Consider the following 17166-nt stretch of genomic DNA (forward strand, 5'->3'; position numbering starts at 1 on the left):
GGCGCAGGCCGAACCGGATGACTCTTTACCACCCGGACAAGCTGTCCATGGAGCGCACCGAGGACGCGGCGTTCGGTCCGGTGGACCGGATCGGCCAGCTCACCATGCGCAACCTCGACATCGCCGACTCCCGCACCAAGCTGGAGCTGTACGCCGGTCTCGGCATGGTCGGCGCCCCGCAGGCGGCGTCGGTCGAGGCCGCCGGGACGACCAGCCTGATCGGCGTGCTGACCGAGGGCGGCGCCGAGGCCATCGCCTCCGGCGGCAAGGGCCCCGACAGCGAAGAGGAACTGCTGGACAACGCGGCCATGGAGTTCGGCACCGACTGACGGTGCGCAAGCAGAGCGGGTGGGCTCCCCTGACGAGGGAGCCCACCCGCTTCGCCGTATGCCGACGCCGTCAGGCGCGCAGGGCGGTGCGCAGCGTGCCGACGGCGAGCGTGATCGCGGCCTCGGCCGCGTGCGTCTCGCGCAAGGCGTTGAGCATCACGAAGTCGTGGATGATGCCCTGGAATCGCACGGCGGTGACGGCGACCCCGGCCGCACGGAGCTTGTTGGCGTACGCCTCGCCCTCGTCGCGCAGGACATCGGCCTCGCCGGTGATGACCAGCGCCGGGGGCAGCCCGGTGAGCTGCTCGGTGGTGGCGCGCAGCGGGGACGCGGTGATCTCGGCGCGCTCGCCCTCGTCGGTCGTGTACTGGTCCCAGAACCACTGCATGCCGTCACGGCGCAGGAAGTAGCCCTCGGCGAACTGGTGGTACGACGGGGTGTCGAAGGCGGCGTCGGTCACCGGGTAGAACAGCACCTGCTGGACCAGCGGCACATCCCCGCGCTCCTTGGCCATCAGCGTCAGCGCGGCGGACATGTTGCCGCCGACCGAGTCACCGGCCACCGCCAGCCGGGACGCGTCCAGGCCCCGGGACGCGCCCTCGGCCACGACCCACTGCGCCACCGCGTAGTTCTGCTCGATGGCCACCGGGTAGCGGGCCTCGGGGGAGAGGTCGTACTCCGGGAACACCACGGCGGCGTCCGCGCCCACCGCGAGCTCGCGCACCAGCCGGTCGTGGGTGTGGGCGTTGCCGAACACCCAGCCCGCGCCATGGATGTAGAGGATCACCGGCAGGGTGCCCTCGGCCCCGGCGGGCTTGACGATGCGGGCTCGGACGCTGCCCGTGGGCCCACCGGAGACGGTGACCCACTCCTCGTCGATCGCGGGCTTGTGGATCGGCCCGGACTGCACCTCGTCCACGGCCTTACGGCCCTCGGCGGGCGGCAGCTCGAAGAGGTACGGCGGGTTCGCGGTCGCCTCGGCGAAAGCGGCGGCCGCGGGCTCCAGGACCGGCTGGACGGCATCGGACATGTGACTCTCCCGGGTCTCGCATGGGTATGCCGGTCTCTCCGGCGGGGCGCCACCACGCTAAGGACAGCAGAGAGGCGGCGCTTGTCCCTCAGCGCACCGGCACCCTTCCCACAGTGCATGGACCGGGGCCGGTCGGCCACCGCTGGGTATCGTGGTCGCGTCTCGACGGCGCGGGCGCGCACCCTGGGCAGCGCATGAGCGGGACGGAGGGCGGGGAACCGGATCATGCTGGCGGGACGCGACGATCAGCTCGCGACGATCCACGCGGCCCTGGGAGGCACTGCCGCTACCGGAACCTCCCTGCTGCTGCGCGGCGATCCCGGCATGGGCAAGACCGCCCTGCTGAAGGAGGCCGAGACGGCCGCCCTCGGCGCCGGTCTGCGCGTCCTGCGGATGACCGGTGCGGCGGCGGAGTCACGACTGACGTACGCCGCCCTGCACCAGGTGCTCTGGCCCCTCCTCGACGACACCCCGGCCCTTCCGGCCGAGCAACGGGACGCCCTGGAAAGCGCGTTGGGCGTACGGGACGGATCCCCTCCCCGCGCCGAGACGGTCGCCGACGCCGCTCTCGCCCTCCTCGCCCGACACGGGCCCGTCGCCGTCCTCCAGGACGACCTCCACTGGGCCGACCCGGCCAGCCTCGCCGTCTTCCGGCACCTGCGCAGACGTACGGCCCCCCTGCCGGTCGTCATCATCGGCGCGACACGGGACCCCGTACCGGACGAGGGCGCGATCGACCTGCCCCCGCTGACCGACGAAGCGTCCGAACGGCTCCTGCGCCTTTTCCACCCCTGGCTACCCGAAGGAGCGCGTCACCGCGTGCTCCGGGCGGCCGGCGGCAACCCCCTCGCCCTGCACGAACTCCCGGCGCGCATCCGCGAGGCGGCCACCGACCACCCCGCCTACCTCGCCGGAATCCCCGACCTCTTCGATGAACTCCCCCTCGGCGAACGGCTCGGACGGCTCTACGAAGACGATCTGCGCGCCCTCCCGGCGGGCACCCGGCACCTGCTGCTGGCGGCAGCCCTCGGCGGCCCGGCCGCCCAACACGCCGACGCCCTGCGGGACATGGCGAGAGGAACACCCTGGACTCAAGCCCTGGAAACAGCCTCCGTTCTAGCGCACATCGACCCTGCCACGGACCGATTGGAGTTCCGGCACCCCCTGGTCCGCGCCGGCCTGATCCACCTCGCCACCCCGGCCGAACGCCGCGCCGCCCACCAGCTGTTCGCCGACACCCTGCCCGCGACGAGTCACCACCGCATCGCGCACCGGGCGGCCGCCGCCGTCGGCACCGATGCCGAACTGGCCGAGCAGGTCCACCAGGAGGCCGACAGGACGGCGGCGCAAGGGGAGGACGCGGCGGCGGCGCGGATGATGGCGAGAGCGGCCGGACTCAGCCCGGACACGGCGACCCGGACCGCACGTCTTATCGCCGCCGCCGTCATGGCCACCCGCGCCGGACGCATGCACCTCGCGGCGGAACTCGTCGCCGAGGCCGAGACCGAGGCCCACCCGGCACCACCGGAACCCGCCGCCCCGTACGCCTACGCCGTCGCCTGCACCCGGTTCCAGCTCGACTGCGACCCCATGCCCACGGTCGAACTGCTGCCCAGGTTCCTGGACGGGGGCAGCGCCGCCGGCCTGCGCGACGCGATGCTGCTCCTGCTCCTCCTCGCCGCCGTCCACACCGGAGACGAGCGGGCATGGGCCGCCGTCGAGCGGCACGCGACGGACACCGACGAACCGGCCGCGCTGTGCCTACGGGCATGGACCGGCGCACACCAGGGCAAGAGGCTGCGCGAGGCCGTCGCGAAACTGCCCGGGGACCGGGAGACCGCCGCCGCGTGGACCCTGCTGTGGGCGGCCGCCGCCGTCGACGCCGTCGGCGAGCACGAGGCCCTGCGCGGATCCCTCGCCCGCAGCAGTGCCTACGCACCCCAGGCCTTCGTCGACAGCCTCCGCGCCCACGACGACTTCCTGCACGGCCGTTGGGAGGAGTCACTCACCGTCTCCCGCGGCGGCGCCGAGACCTCCGCCGCCTACCACCACGCCCTCAACGAAACGCTCCACCTGCTGAACGCGGCACAGATCCTCGCCGCCCGCGGAGACCTCACCGCCCTCGCGGAGCTGGAGCCCGTCCTCGCCACCACGGCCCGAGAACGCCGTATGCGCTTCGTCGCCGAGCGGTTCCAGGCGCTGAAGGTACAGGGCGCTCTCGGCCACGGACGGGCGGAGGAGGCCTGGCACCTCACACGGACCCTCAGCCCGCCCGGTACACCCTGGTCCCATCTCTCCCTCGTGGACTGGGTACAGGCAGCCGTCGACAGCGGGCGGCACACCGAGGCCCGCGCCCGGCTGCGCACGGCACGCACGATAGAACTCGCGGACGCATCGGCCCACCACGCCTTCCTGGTGGCGGTGGCGGAGGCGCTCGCCGCGCCCGACGACGAGGCGGAGGAACGCTACAGGACGGTCTACGCCCTTCCAGGCGCCCGGAGTTGGCCCTTCCCGCTCGCCCGCGCCCACCTCGCCCACGGCACGTGGCTACGGCGAAACGACCGCCCCGAACAAGCAGCCGCCCACTGCCGGGACGCTCTGCGGACCTTCACCCGGCTCGGCGCCACCCCCTGGGCCGAACAGGCCTCCCGCGAACTCGACTTGGTGTCCCCGAACACCGGACACGACCCCCAACTGTCCGCCCAGGAACTACGCGTCGCCGAACTCGCCGCCCAAGGATTGACGAACCGTCAAATAGGCCAACGGCTGGGCCTGTCGCCGCGCACCATCGGCGCCCACTTGTACCGGATCTTCCCCAAGCTGGGCATCACGACCCGTGCCGGAGTGGCGCGCGCACTGCAGGACAGCCGCCGTGCGGCAGCGCCCGTGCCAGAGCCGCCCGCGAGGTGATCCCGAGCTTCGGGAAGATCCGGTACAGGTGGGCCGCGACCGTGCGCGGGGACAGCCGCAGTTCGGCGCCGACCTCCTTGTTCGTCAGCCCGCTTGCGACCAGATGGGCGATGCGCAGCTCCTGTGCCGTCAGCACGCCGTCCGCGAGGCCACCGCCCCGGCACTGCTCGGCCCAGGGGTCCGCACGAAGCTCCTGGAAGGTGCGGCGGGCCGTCTGCAACAGGTCGGCCGCCTCGGCGGACCGCCCCTGCCGGCGCAACCGGGATCCGTGCGCCAGCCGCAGCCGCGCCAGATCGAACACCCACTGGCCGGCGCCCGGTACGGCACAGGCCGCCGCGTAAGCCGCCTCCGCCTCCTCGTCTGCGGCCGTCAGCGCGGTCGCCGCCGCCAGCAGGAAGGCGTGGTGCGCGCTGATGTCGCCCATCCGGGCCGCACGCCCGGCCGCGACATGCGCGAGGGCCTCCGCCCGGCGACCACTGCCGACGCCTGCCGCGACGAAGTCGAAGAACGGCAGATGGAACCAGGTCAGCCCGACCGGCAGCTCGCCCGGCGACATCAGGCCGCGCAGCCGGTCGTACGCCTCCTCGTGCCGTCCATGGGCCAGGGCGACCAGCGCCTCGAGCCGCACCAGATGGTCCGTCACGAACCGCATCCGCGCCTTGGACGCCAACGGCTCGATCCGCGCCCGCATTTCGCCCAGCCCCTGCTCGTCGCCGCGACCGGCCAGGAAGTGGGCGTGGTAGTGCCGGAACAGCAAGGCGTTGCAGTGATAGCCGAGTTCGTCGGCGGTGTCCGCCTCGCGCAGACAGTCCTCGGCCATGTTCCAGTCGCCGCGCAGGAACGCCTGATAGCAGCGCGCCTTGGCCACGGAACCCTGGGTCGCGTAGGCGTGGTCCTGGCCGAAGGGGCGGCGCAGTTCGGCGTCGGCCGCGTCCACCGCGGTCGCCGTCCAGAGCAGCAACCACGCCTTTCCGGCCTCGCCTTGGGCGGTCGTACGAGCCACCAGGGCCCGAAGTTCCGTCTCCGCGCCATGTGCCGTGCGCGGTGGGTCCGCCCAGGCGCGGTGGCACAGACGGGCGGCGGGGGAGAGGCGCTCGCGATGCCGTTCCAGGGCTTGCCGGCCTCGGGGGTCGCCGGTGTAGGCGGAGGCCAGCAGGAGTTTGAAGGCCATCTGCTCGACCAGGTCGCCGAAGGCCGGGGCACCGGGGGCGGTCAGCGCGTCCAGGGCGGCGGGCAGCAGCTCGAACGACGAGGCGAAGTCGACGTGGTGGCTCTGGTCGACGTACACCACCGTGTAGGCGAACAGCGGGGCCACGTCCTCGGGCACCGGCCCCCGCTGGAGCTCCTTGACCAGTTCCGCCGCGTACGCCAGCCGTCCGCCCCGGGCCGACATCGCAGCGGCCCAGGTCAGCCTGCGTGCCCGGTTGCCGGGGTCGTCGCTCAGGGCGGCCGCGCGGTCCAGCAGCAGTGCGCCCTCCGCGTCGCCTCCGCGCAGTGCTATCCGGGTTCCGGCCTCCTGGAGCCGGGCGGCGAGTCCTTCGTCCGGGCCCTCGGCGGCCGAGGCCTCGTGCAGGAGCCTACGCGGGTCGTCCTCGCGCAGCCGCTTGGCGAGCGTCCGATGGGCGGCCCGCCGTTCTGCGTCGGAGGCGGAGGCGATCACGGCGCTGCGCACCAGCGGATGCCGGAACACCAGCCGCCCGGTGTCGTCGAGACGGGCCAGGCCGCCGTCCTCGACCCGGTCGAGGATCCATTCCCTGCGGTCGCGGACGACGCCGCCGGTGCCGTCCAGCGCGGTGAGCAGCAGCAGACGCGTCGCCTGCGCGGGAAGCGCGCTCAGCCGCCGGGCGAAGAGCGCCTCCAGCCGCTGCCCCAGCGGCAGTTGGTCCGGCAGCGGGGCGATCCCCTTGCGGTGCTCGTGCGCCAACTGGCCGGGCAGCTCGGCCAGGGCCAGTGGATTGCCCGCCGCCTCGGCCATCACCCGGTCCGCGGTGGCCGCCGCGAGCGCCGGATGCCAGTGCCGCAGCAGCGCCCGGGCGTCCTCGCCCGACAGGGCTTCCACGTCCACCGGATGCGTCGGCCAGCCCTCCAGCGCGGAACCTTCGGGCCGGCTCGCACACACCATCACCGATCTCAGGCCCGCCATCCTCTGGTGCAGGAAGGCGAGGACGGCCGTACTGGAGGAGTCCACCCAGTGCAGATCGTCCACCAGCACCAGGACCGGACGGCGGCGAGCCTCCTCGGCGAGCAGGGCCAGCGCGGACGCGCCGACCATGAAGCCGTCGGGAGGCAGTCCGTCCCGCAGCCCGAGGGCCTGTTCGAGGGCCAGTCGCTGTCGCGCGGGCAGCGCGCGTGAGTTCGCCCGCAGCGGCCGAAGCACCTGGCGCAGCGCCCCGAAGGCGATGCCGACCTCCGACTCCTCGCCCGCCGCCCGCAACACGGTGAAGCCCGCCCGCTCGGCACGCGCCGCCGTCCAGTCCAGCAGCGCGGTCTTCCCGATACCGGCATCACCGCGCAACACCGTCGCCGAACCGCCCGCCCCGGCACGGGCGTTGTCCAGGGACCGCTCCAGCAGCAGCCGCTCGCGCCGTCGCCCGACCAGCGTCGTGTCGCCCAGTGAGGTCCCCAAGGCCGCTCCTTCGCCGACGGGCCGCGCCCGTTCCGCAGGCCCACGGCACCACCGTGACACCGCCGCCTTGCCCCACCGTGCACGCCTGTTGCCCCTGCCCGCACGAACCCCCGGACCCTCTCTCACCTGCGACGGAGCCCCCCGCAAGCTGAAGCGGAACGAACGCAGTCGACCAAGGAGCCGTATGACACCGACAACCCAGGACCGCACGCTCGGGTTCCTGACGGTGACCACGGTGCGCGGAGAGGCACAGACCGTCGCCCACCACCCCGACGACGATCACCTCGTGATCGGCCTCCACACCGAAGGCCGGGCGACCCTGGTCCGCAAGGGAACCGCGGAGCCCTGCCGCTCCGGCGAACTCTTCGTCTGTGAGGGCCCCTTCTCCCTGCACGAGTCCGAGGACTTCACCCTCCATCTCGTACGGCTGCCCCGGCGCGCCCTCGCCCTCACCGACCGCCAGGCACAGGCGCTGACCGGCCGGGCTCCGTCCGCCGAAGGCCCCGTGGCACCGCTGCTCGGCGCCGTCCTGCGGCAACTCACCGGAGTGCGGAGCGAGCGGGCAGCCCTGCAACTGGCGAGCAGCGTCGCGGAGTTGGTGGTCCTGCTCGTCGACGCCGACCCAGGGCCGCAGGAGCACGGGGACGACCGCGAGGCCCTGGTGCGTCGGGTACGCGCGCATGTCGACGCGCGCCTGTGGGACCGGCAACTGACGCCCGCGAGCGTGGCCGCCGCGCAGCACATCTCGATCCGCTATCTGCACAAGCTCTTCGAGGGCGAGGGCAGCACGATCGGCCGGTGGATCCAGCACCGCCGCCTGGAGGAGGCCCGGCGGGAGCTGGCCCGCCCGGGCCGCAACGACATCACGGTGTCGGCGGTCGCCCGGCGCTGGGGCTTCGCCAGCGCCACGCACTTCAGCCGCAGTTTCCGCGCCGCGTACGGGATGTCCCCGAGCGACTGGCGGGACGGCCGGATCCGGCCGTCAGGATGAACCGGTGCCCGCCGCGCGGCGCCACTGCTGCGGCGAGCATCCGTGAACCGCCTTGAACGCCCGGCTGAAATGCGCCGCGCTGCGAAAGCCCCAGCGGGCCGCCACCACCGCGATCGACGGGCTCACCCGCCCGCGCCGCGCCAGCTCCCGCGCGCACTGCTCGACCCGCAGCCGCTGGATCAGCCGCCCCACGGTGATCCCCTCGCCCTCGAAGAGCCGGTGCAGATACCGCACCGAGATCAGATGCGCCCGCGCGATGCGCTCCGCGGACAGCTCCGGATCGCCCAGATGCCGCTCGACGTACTGCCGTACGGCCAGGACCAGATGCCGCTGCCCCGGCTGAGGGGGTCCGTCCGCCTCCTCGGCGAGCTCCTCGACCAGCCCCGCCACCAGGTCGGTGACCATGCCCCCGAGCCGCTCGCCGACCTGGGCGGGCAGGTGGGCGGCCGACTCGTCGAGGTGCCGGAGTACGAGGGCCAGCGCGTCCGTGGACGAGGTGAGGACGCGGGCGGTGGCGGAGCGCAGAGAGGCCGCCGGGACGTGCAGCGCGTGTCCGGGCAGACGGAAGAAGAGGATCCGGCCCTGCAACTCGACGGAGAAGTCCCGGCTCAGGTCGACCAGTGCCGACTGCCCGTTCTCCACGCGCACTGTGCGTCCGTCCTGAATCAGGTGTGCGGTTCCCTCGCGCGGGAGAAGGAGGGCCACCGCGTCCTCGGCTGCCGGGCCTCGCCTGAGGCGCAGCGGCCCTGCCGCACAGGTGATCATGCGGACGTAGCCGAGGTGATGCAGGGTGACGAACCCGTCGGCGCGGTCGTCCCGCCCCATGTCCTGCGCCAGCCACGCCGACAGCGTGGCCGCCGGCTCGCCGGACGCCTCGGTTCCCGGCGCGACGGCCGTCCCGGACAGAGCGCTCACGAGGGCTCCCTTCACCCGTCCGCCAGCGGTGCACGATGCGTGAGGGAGGAGGACGGACCGCCCCTCGCCACGAGTCTGCGGCGGCCATGTGCGGTGGCGTTAGGTCAAATGACTGCACCTGCCCGCGCGCGGGCCCCGAAGTGTGCACTCAGCGGCACGGATCGCTGCGGGGACCCTGCTCTTCGGCCGGTCACGGCCGCCTAGGCTGGGGCGATCGCCCCCCCCACGCGCAGGAGTTCCGGTGGAAGACAACGTTCGCGCCGCCCAGCGGGAACCTGTCCTGGAACGGCCGGCGCGGGACTTCCTCCGACGGCACCCGTGGCCCGACTCCCGGGCGCACATGGCGGCGCTGTGGAACGGCACCGGTGGTGACGAGCCGGACATCGAGGAGGAGTGGCTGGCCCTGCCGCGTGACGGCGGACGGCGGATCCGGGTGCGGATCCTGCGCCCGGCGGGCAGCGGCGAGGACCTGCCGGTGGTGCTGTACCTGCACGGCCTCGGCTGGATGCTGACCGACGCCTACGCGCACCGGCAACTGCTGGCCGACCTGGTCCTCGGAGCGGACGCCGCCGTGGTCGTCCCCGAGTACGACCTGCCGGAGGACGCCGGTCACCCGGGGGCCGTCGAACGGGCGTACACCATCGCCCGCTGGCTCGCCCGCCATGGCGCGGAGTGGCGGCTGGACGGCACCAGGATGGCGGTCGTCGGTGTCAGCGCGGGCGCGCACCAGGTGGCCGCGCTCACCCTGGTGGCGAGGGAGCGCGGCGGTCCGGAGCTCCGCCACCAGGTGCTGGTCTGCCCGGTGACCGACGCGGCGATGGACACCGCCTCCTACCGCCAGTTCGCGAGCGGCTACTTCCTCAGCCGCGCCGCCATGTGCGGCTACTGGCAGCGGTACGCGCCGGACCCGGGGACCCGGACACGGGCCGTCGTCTCGCCGCTGCGCACGGCCGTCCACACACTGCGCGGTCTGCCGCCGGCGCTCGTTCTGACGGCCGAGGCCGATGTGCTGCGCGACGAGGGCGAGGCCTATGCGTCGCGTCTGAGGGCGGCGGACGTGCCGGTCGTGTCGGTCCGCTACCACGGCACGATCCATGGCTTCGTGCTCTTCGACCTGCTGCGCGACACGGACGCGTCCAGGGCGGCCCGCATCCAGGTGACCGACACCCTGCACGCCGCCCTGCACACCGCCTGAGTCAGGCGCCCTCCGTGCTCACGCCGCTGCCGCGGTGCCGCCGCCACTCGCTCGGCGTCACCCCGTACGCCGCCTGGAAGCGGCGGCTGAAGTGGCTGGGGCTGCTGAAGCCGCAGCGCGCGGCGACCGCGGCGACGGTGAGCCGGTCGTAGCGTGCCGAGATCAGCATCTGCCGTGCCTTGGCGAGCCGTTCGGTGATCAGCCACTGCTCCAGGCTGATGCCGGCCTCGCTGAGCAGGAGGTAGAGCCTGCGTACCGAGATGGCGTGCTCGGCCGCGATCCGCTCGGGCGTCAGGGCTCGGTCGGCGAGGTGGCGGCGGGCGTAGGCCATGATCCGGGTGAGCAGGGTGTCGTCCATGACCGAGCGGACCGGGTCGCTGTCCTCGGCGTGCGCCGCGGACAGCAGCAGCGCCCGTACCAGCCCGGTGGTGGCGTCGGCGAGGGCCTCGGCGCCGGGATCGCCCTCCAGGCGGCCCGGGTCGCGGAACACCGCCCGCAGATGGTTCAGGACGAGATCGTGCATCGGGCTGGCGCGCAGTTGCAGCGAGGCCCGCACCACCGTGTCGACGGGCACGCCGAGGCGGTTCATGTCGATCATCATCGATTGCGAAGCGCCGTCGCCGGACCAGCCGTAGTTGCGGACCGACAACTCGTGGAACACGCAGATGTCGTCGGGGCCCAGGAGCCGTCGGCGTCCCGCGACCTCGGCACGGTGCACCCCCTCGGGCTGGAGCGAGACCGACACCACGGGATTGCTGCGGTGGTGGTGGACATGCCGCTCGGTCCGCCGTACCTCGAAGCCCGAGTTGCGGGTGGCCACCATGTCGATGCCGCCCACCCGCCACAGTTCCAGCCGGGCGTGCATACCCGTCTCGGGCTCCTCGTGGAAGACGTCATTGGGCACCAAGGAGTCCGTCAACGCGTGGCGGAACGCCTCCGGCCGCTCATGAGGCGGCACGGTCGAAAGATCGAGCAGCAGCACGAAGCCCCCCAACACAGGTGTTCCCAGAGGCCATTCTGCATGATCGTCATGGGTGGTCCACCTGGCCAGGTACGATCACCGGGTGAACTCCTACTGGCACGTCGTTCTTCCGCCTCTCTGCGCCTGACGGGCGCGGACAGTGACGGTTTGATCTCCGGCCCCGACCGGCCCTGAGGGCGGTCAGGGGTGCGTGTCGTGCGCCCGTTTCGGATCGAGTCCCAGACGCATTCGACGACGGAAGTTCACGACAGTGCCGAACCGTACTTCTCCCCTGACCCCCGCGCGCCCGGCCGCCACGGCCCCGCGCCCCTCCCGTTCCCGTTGTTTCGGCGGGCCCGCGCCCATCCTCACGTCGGCCGTGCTGTGGGGCACGACCGGAACAGCGAGCTCTCTGGCACCGGCCGGTGCCCCGGCGGCCGCCATCGGCTGTGCCGGACTCGCCCTCGGCGGGATCCTGCTGTTCCTCACCTCCCGGAGCGCCCGCAAGCTGCCGGCTGCCTGTACGCGCCGTGAGCGGTGGCTGCTCGTCCTCGGCGCACTGGCGGTCGCCGGATATCCGGTGACCTTCTACCCGGCGGTGGCGTCCACCGGCGTCGCGGTCGCCACGGTGATCGCGCTGGGCAGCGCGCCGGTCTTCGCCGGGCTGCTCGGCCTGCTCACCGGCCAGTCCCGGTCGACCGCCCGCTGGACCGCCGCCACGGCGGCCGCCGTACTGGGCTGCACCCTGCTGGTGATGGGCCCCGGGCTCACCGGGCACGGCACGCCGATCGATCCGACGGGTGTCGTGCTCGCCGCGGCGGGCGGACTGTCGTACGCCGTCTACGCGCTGATCGGCGGCGGGTTGATCAGGCGGGGGCACTCCTCGGACGGGGTGATGGGCGTGCTCTTCGGTGCCGCCGGGCTGCTCGTGCTGCCGGTCGTGCTGTTCACCGACACGCGGTGGCCGGCGACCGCCCGGGGGGCGGCGGTGGCCGGGTATCTCGCCCTGTTCACGGTGTACCTGGCCTACCGGATGTTCGGGTACGGCCTGCGTCGTGCGTCCGCGTCGGTGGCCACGTCACTGACGCTCGCCGAGCCCGCCGTGGCGGCGGTGCTGGGGGTCACCGTGCTCGGTGAGCGTCTTCCGGCCGCGTCCTGGGGCGGGTTGGCCGTCCTCGGGATCGGACTGGTGCTGCTGACGCTGCCCGCCTAGTCAGGGGGCGATGGGCAGGCGCCGCTTGTGCTCGGTGAGGCGGTAGCGGCGGACGATGGTGGCGTGGGCCGCCTCGTCCACCGGCTTGCCTTCGAGGAGGTCGTCGATGTCGTCGTAGGTGACACCGAGGGCCTCCTCGTCCGGCCTGCCCGGGGCGAGCGTCTCCAGGTCGGCGGTCGGGGTCTTCCGGACCAGCTCGGAAGGGGCGCCCAGCGCCTGAGCCACGGCCCGGACGCGCCGCTTGGTGAGGCCGGTCAGCGGGACCACGTCCGCGGCGCCGTCGCCGAACTTGGTGAAGAACCCGGAGACCGCCTCGGCGGCGTGATCGGTGCCGACGACCAGTCCGCCGTGGGCTCCGGCCACCGCGTACTGGGCGATCATGCGCTGGCGGGCCTTGATGTTGCCGAGCGCGAAGTCCTGGCTGTGGGCGTCCGGGAAGACGGTGCCGGCGGCCAGCAGCGCCTCCAGGGCGGCGTCGCTCGCCGGCCGCACGTCGACGGTGAGCACCTGGTCGGGGCGGATGAACTCCAGCGCCAGCCGCGCGTCCTTCTCGTCGGCCTGGACGCCGTACGGCAGTCGCATCGCGAAGAAGGCCGCGGCCCGGCCCGTCGCACGGACCCGCTCGACGGCGAGCTGGCACAGGCGTCCCGCGGTCAGGGAGTCGACCCCGCCGCTGATGCCGAGGACCAGTGAGCGCAGGCCGGTGGTGGTCAACTGGTCGGCGAGGAAGGCGACTCGGCGCTCGATCTCCCGTGTCGTCTCGAAGGCGGCGGGCACCTTGAGTTCCCGGGCGATCTCCTGCTGCACTCTCACGGCTGGTCCTTCCGGAGCGCGGCAGGCAGGGCCGGGGTGCCGGTGACCGACATGACGAGGGAGTACAGGGCGGTGTCGGCGGCGATGAACATACGGTTCCGTCGGGCGCCGCCGAAGCGGATGTTGGCGACGACGTCGGGGATCAGCAGACGGCCGAGAAGGGTGCCGTCCGGGTCGTAGCAGTGCACGCCGCCGTCCAGGGCCGCGGCCCAGAGCCGGCCGGCGTCGTCGAAGCGGATGTTGTCGAAGTTGCCGGTCTTGCACTCGGCGAAGATCTCGCCGCCGGAGAGCGTGCCGTCCTCCCGGACGTCGAAGACGCGGATGTGGTTAGCCCGGCTGTCCGAGACGAACAGCCGCCGCTCGTCGAGGGAGAAGACCAGCCCGTTGGGGCCGACGAAACCGTCGGCGACCAGCCGCACTTCGCCGCTCGAGGGGTCCAGTCGGTAGACGTTGCAGGCACCGATCTCGCTCTCGGCGCGGTTGCCCTCGTAGTCGCTGGTGATCCCGAAGTCGGGGTCGGAGAACCAGATCGAGCCGTCCGACCGTACGGCGGCGTCGTTCGGGCTGTTGAACCGCTTGCCCCGGAAGCGGTTGGCGAGCACGGTCATCGACCCGTCGTGCTCGGTGCGGGTGACGCGGCGGTTGCCCTGCTCGCAGGTGATCAGGCGGCCCTCGTTGTCCAGGGTGTTGCCGTTGGGGTGCCCCGCGGCGGAGCGGAAGACACCGACCGTGCCGGTGGTCTCGTCCCAGCGCAGCAGACGGTCGTTGGGGATGTCGCTCCACAGCAGGTACCGGCCGGCCGGGACATAGACCGGTCCCTCGGCCCAGCGGCAGCCCTCGTAGAGGGTCTCCAGCTTCGAGTCGCCCGCGTGGCACCGGCCCGTGCGGAAGCGCTCATCGAGGATCTCGTACAACTGGGGTCGCTCGCCGACCATCCCGCCGCCCTCACAGCTCGTCGAATACTGGTGTGCCGAATCCAAACTATGCAGAATGACATTCGGTAGATCAAGCAATTCCTCGAAGGAGACTCGGTGGACGACGTCGATCGGCAGTTGCTCGTCCTCCTCCAGCAGGACGCCGCGCAGTCGTACGCGGCACTGGGACAGGCCGTCGGACTGTCCGCGGGCGCGACCCATGAACGCGTCCGCAAGCTGCGCGAGCGGGGCGTCATCCGGCGGACCGCCGTCGAGGTCGACCCGGCGGCGATCGGGCGGGGCGTGCTCGCCTTCGTGATGGTGGATTCGACGAAGTGGGTCGGCGACTCCGGCGACCGGTTCGCCGCCATCCCGGAGATCCAGGAAGCGCATGTCATCGCGGGCAGCGCCGCGGTCCTGGTCAAGGTCAGGACCGCGACCACGGAACAACTCCAGGACGTGCTGCGCCGTATCTACGCGATCGACGGTGTGAGCGGCACCCAGGCCACCGTCGTCCTGGAGACCTTCTTCGAGCGCCCCGTCACCCCGTGACCGGACCGGTCAGGAACGGAGAAGCATGCCCTCCGGCGCCGTGGCTAGCGTGGCGGGCATGGACCTCACCATCGACGCATGCTTCCTTCCGCACCACGACCCGGAGGCCTCCCTGGCCTTCTACCGCGACATCCTCGGCTTCGAGGTCCGGGGGGACGTCGGCCACGGCGAGATGCGCTGGATCACCGTCGGCCCGGTCGGCCAGCCCGACACCTCGATCGTGCTGACGCCGCCCGCCGCCGACCTCGCCGTCACCGACGAGGAGCGCCGCACCGTCCTGGAGATGATGGACAAGGGCACCTACGGCTTCGTCCTGCTGGCCACCGCCGACGTCGACGGCACCTTCGACCGGCTCCAGGCCACCGACGCCGAGGTCGTTCAGGAACCGACCGACCAGCCCTACGGCGTGCGCGACTGCGCCTTCCGCGACCCCTCGGGGAACATGATCCGGATCCGGCAGAGGCACTGAGCCGTTGCCGCTTTTCGCGGCGATCAAGTAGAACCTGACGTACTGTTCGAAGCCGGTCAGAGCCGGCCAGGCGACTCGACGAGACGGAGACACGATGAGCAGGGCCACCGGGAAAGACACGCAGTCGCCTGCGCCGCACATCGCCGACAGCCACGACATGATCCGGGTGCACGGGGCCCGCGAGAACAACCTCAAGGACGTCAGCATCGAGCTGCCCAAGCGCCGGCTGACGGTGTTCACCGGGGTGTCAGGATCCGGCAAGAGCTCCCTGGTGTTCGACACGATCGCCGCCGAGTCGCAGCGGCTGATCAACGAGACCTACCCCGCCTTCGTGCAGGGCTTCATGGCCAACCTCGCGCGCCCCGAGGTCGACGTGCTCGACGGTCTGACCACCGTGATCAGCGTCGACCAGCAGCGCATGGGCGCCGACCCGCGGTCCACCGTCGGCACCGCCACCGACGCCAACGCCATGCTGCGCATCCTCTTCAGCCGGCTCGGCAAGCCGCACATCGGCCCGCCCGGCGCGTACTCCTTCAACACGGCCTCGGTGAAGGCGAGCGGCGCGATCACCGTGCAGCGCGGCGACAAGACCAAGGCCGAGAAGGCGACCTTCGAGCGCACCGGCGGCATGTGCACGCGCTGCGAGGGCCGCGGCAAGGTCTCCGACATCGACCTCACCCAGCTCTACGACGACTCCAAGTCGATCGCCGAGGGCGCCTTCACCATCCCCGGCTGGAAGTCGGACAGCCAGTGGACCGTCGGCCTCTACGCCCAGTCCGGCTTCCTCGACCCGAACAAGCCGATCCGACGGTTCACCAAGAAGGAGATGCACGACTTCCTGTACGGCGAGCCGACCAAGGTCAAGGTCAACGGGATCAATCTGACGTACGAAGGTCTCATCCCGAAGATCCAGAAGTCCTTCCTGTCCAAGGACAAGGAGGCGATGCAGCCGCACATCCGCGCCTTCGTGGAGCGGGCCGTCACCTTCACCGTCTGCCCCGAGTGCGACGGGACCCGGCTCAGCGAGGGCGCCCGGAACTCGAAGATCAAGAAGATCTCGATCGCCGACGCCTGTGCGATGGAGATCCGCGATCTCGCCGAATGGGTCCGCGGCCTGACGGAACCATCGGTGGCGCCGCTGCTCACCGCGCTTCAGCAGACCCTCGACTCGTTCGTGGAGATCGGCCTCGGCTACCTCGCGCTCGACCGGTCCTCCGGCTCCCTGTCCGGCGGCGAGGCCCAGCGCGTCAAGATGATCCGCCACCTCGGCTCCTCGCTCACCGATGTCACCTACGTCTTCGACGAGCCCACCATCGGCCTGCACCCCCATGACATCCAGCGCATGAACAACCTGCTGATCCGGCTGCGGGACAAGGGCAACACCGTGCTCGTCGTGGAGCACAAGCCCGAGGCCATCGCCATCGCCGACCACGTCGTCGACCTCGGCCCCGGCGCCGGAACCGCGGGCGGCACCGTCTGCTTCGAGGGCACCCTCGACGCCCTGCGCGCCTCCGGCACCGTCACCGGCCGCCACCTCGACGACCGGGCCGCCCTGAAGGACACGGTCCGCAAGTCCACCGGCGCCCTGGAGATCCGCGGCGCGAGCGCCAACAACCTCCAGGACGTGGACGTCGACATCCCGCTCGGCGTGCTCACCGTCGTCACCGGCGTCGCGGGCTCCGGCAAGAGTTCGCTGATCCACGGATCCATCCCCGCCGCCGAGGGCGTGGTCTCGGTCGACCAGAGCCCGATCCGTGGCTCGCGGCGCAGCAACCCGGCGACATACACCGGACTGCTCGATCCGATCCGCAAGGCCTTCGCCAAGGCCAACGGCGTGAAGCCGGCCCTGTTCAGCGCCAACTCCGAGGGCGCCTGCCCCACCTGCAACGGCGCCGGCGTCATCTACACCGACCTGGCGATCATGCAGAGCGTCGCGACTCCCTGCGAGGACTGCGAGGGCAAGCGGTTCCAGGCCTCGGTGCTGGAGTACCACCTCGGCGGCCGTGACATCAGCGAGGTGCTCGGGATGTCGGTGACCGACGCGGAGGAGTTCTTCGGCTCCGGCGACGCCCGCACCCCCGCCGCGCACGCCATCCTCAGCCGCCTCGCCGACGTCGGCCTCGGCTACCTCACCCTCGGCCAGCCCCTCACCACGCTGTCCGGCGGCGAGCGGCAGCGGCTCAAACTGGCCACGCACATGGCCGACAAGGGCGGCGTCTACATCCTCGACGAGCCGACCACCGGCCTC

At 72.1% G+C, this 17166-nt stretch carries 13 protein-coding genes and 1 pseudogene; 8 read left to right on the forward strand and 6 right to left on the reverse strand.

Annotated elements, in window-relative coordinates; translation table 11 throughout:
- Positions 1-329 (forward strand): annotated as a pseudogene (locus H4N64_RS42220) (argininosuccinate synthase); the annotation flags it as partial.
- Positions 330-399: 70 nt separating this feature from the next.
- On the opposite strand, the gene H4N64_RS42225 reads toward H4N64_RS42220, so the two are convergent.
- Entirely contained in the window at positions 400-1359 is a 960-nt protein-coding gene (locus H4N64_RS42225; RefSeq protein WP_186287931.1) for an alpha/beta hydrolase, read from the reverse strand.
- A 225-nt stretch (positions 1360-1584) separates the two neighbouring features.
- Between H4N64_RS42225 and H4N64_RS42230 the strand changes: the two genes are divergently transcribed.
- Positions 1585-4269 (forward strand): AAA family ATPase, encoded by a 2685-nt coding sequence (locus H4N64_RS42230; RefSeq protein WP_186287932.1) that lies wholly within the window; start codon positions 1585-1587, stop codon positions 4267-4269.
- Here the strand turns inward: H4N64_RS42230 and H4N64_RS42235 are convergent.
- Positions 4187-6895: a LuxR family transcriptional regulator gene (locus tag H4N64_RS42235; RefSeq protein WP_260860329.1), complete on the reverse strand. Its 2709-nt coding sequence runs from the start codon at positions 6893-6895 to the stop codon at positions 4187-4189. The genes H4N64_RS42230 and H4N64_RS42235 overlap by 83 nt on opposite strands.
- Positions 6896-7079: 184 nt before the next feature.
- On the opposite strand from H4N64_RS42235, the gene H4N64_RS42240 reads away from it, so the two are divergent.
- A complete protein-coding gene (locus tag H4N64_RS42240) occupies positions 7080-7886 on the forward strand; it encodes a helix-turn-helix domain-containing protein (protein WP_186287933.1) in 807 nt (268 codons plus the stop codon).
- Here the strand turns inward: H4N64_RS42240 and H4N64_RS42245 are convergent.
- On the reverse strand, positions 7878-8801 hold the full coding sequence (locus tag H4N64_RS42245; RefSeq protein ID WP_186287934.1) for a helix-turn-helix domain-containing protein: 924 nt from the start codon (positions 8799-8801) through the stop codon (positions 7878-7880). The genes H4N64_RS42240 and H4N64_RS42245 overlap by 9 nt on opposite strands.
- A gap of 241 nt (positions 8802-9042) precedes the next feature.
- On the opposite strand from H4N64_RS42245, the gene H4N64_RS42250 reads away from it, so the two are divergent.
- The gene (locus H4N64_RS42250; protein WP_186287935.1) at positions 9043-9996 is read left to right on the forward strand and encodes an alpha/beta hydrolase fold domain-containing protein; all 954 of its coding nucleotides are present in this window, start codon (positions 9043-9045) and stop codon (positions 9994-9996) included.
- 1 nt (position 9997) lies between these two features.
- Here H4N64_RS42250 and H4N64_RS42255 read toward each other — a convergent pair whose 3' ends face one another.
- The gene (locus H4N64_RS42255; protein WP_260860331.1) at positions 9998-10990 is read right to left on the reverse strand and encodes an AraC family transcriptional regulator; all 993 of its coding nucleotides are present in this window, start codon (positions 10988-10990) and stop codon (positions 9998-10000) included.
- 238 nt (positions 10991-11228) lie between these two features.
- Between H4N64_RS42255 and H4N64_RS42260 the strand changes: the two genes are divergently transcribed.
- Positions 11229-12170: an EamA family transporter gene (locus H4N64_RS42260; RefSeq protein WP_186287936.1), complete on the forward strand. Its 942-nt coding sequence runs from the start codon at positions 11229-11231 to the stop codon at positions 12168-12170.
- Here the strand turns inward: H4N64_RS42260 and nadE are convergent, their stop codons facing one another.
- Positions 12171-12983 (reverse strand): ammonia-dependent NAD(+) synthetase, encoded by an 813-nt coding sequence (gene nadE / locus H4N64_RS42265; protein ID WP_186287937.1) that lies wholly within the window; start codon positions 12981-12983, stop codon positions 12171-12173.
- Positions 12980-13918: an SMP-30/gluconolactonase/LRE family protein gene (locus tag H4N64_RS42270; RefSeq protein ID WP_186287938.1), complete on the reverse strand. Its 939-nt coding sequence runs from the start codon at positions 13916-13918 to the stop codon at positions 12980-12982. The genes nadE and H4N64_RS42270 overlap by 4 nt, the downstream gene beginning before the upstream one ends.
- 96 nt (positions 13919-14014) lie before the next feature.
- Between H4N64_RS42270 and H4N64_RS42275 the strand changes: the two genes are divergently transcribed.
- From H4N64_RS42275 to H4N64_RS42285, 3 genes are all read left to right on the forward strand, one after another.
- Complete coding sequence (locus H4N64_RS42275; RefSeq protein ID WP_186287939.1) at positions 14015-14449, forward strand: Lrp/AsnC ligand binding domain-containing protein; 435 nt, start codon at positions 14015-14017, stop codon at positions 14447-14449.
- Positions 14450-14507: 58 nt separating this feature from the next.
- Positions 14508-14918 carry a VOC family protein gene (locus H4N64_RS42280; RefSeq protein ID WP_186287940.1) on the forward strand — a complete coding sequence of 137 codons (411 nt, stop codon included), beginning with the start codon at positions 14508-14510 and terminating at the stop codon, positions 14916-14918.
- A 94-nt stretch (positions 14919-15012) separates the two neighbouring features.
- On the forward strand, positions 15013-17166 hold a 2154-nt coding region (locus H4N64_RS42285; protein ID WP_186287941.1), incomplete at its 3' end, for an ATP-binding cassette domain-containing protein.

The organism is Streptomyces cupreus, from assembly GCF_014257025.1.
Lineage (GTDB): Bacteria > Actinomycetota > Actinomycetes > Streptomycetales > Streptomycetaceae > Streptomyces > Streptomyces cupreus.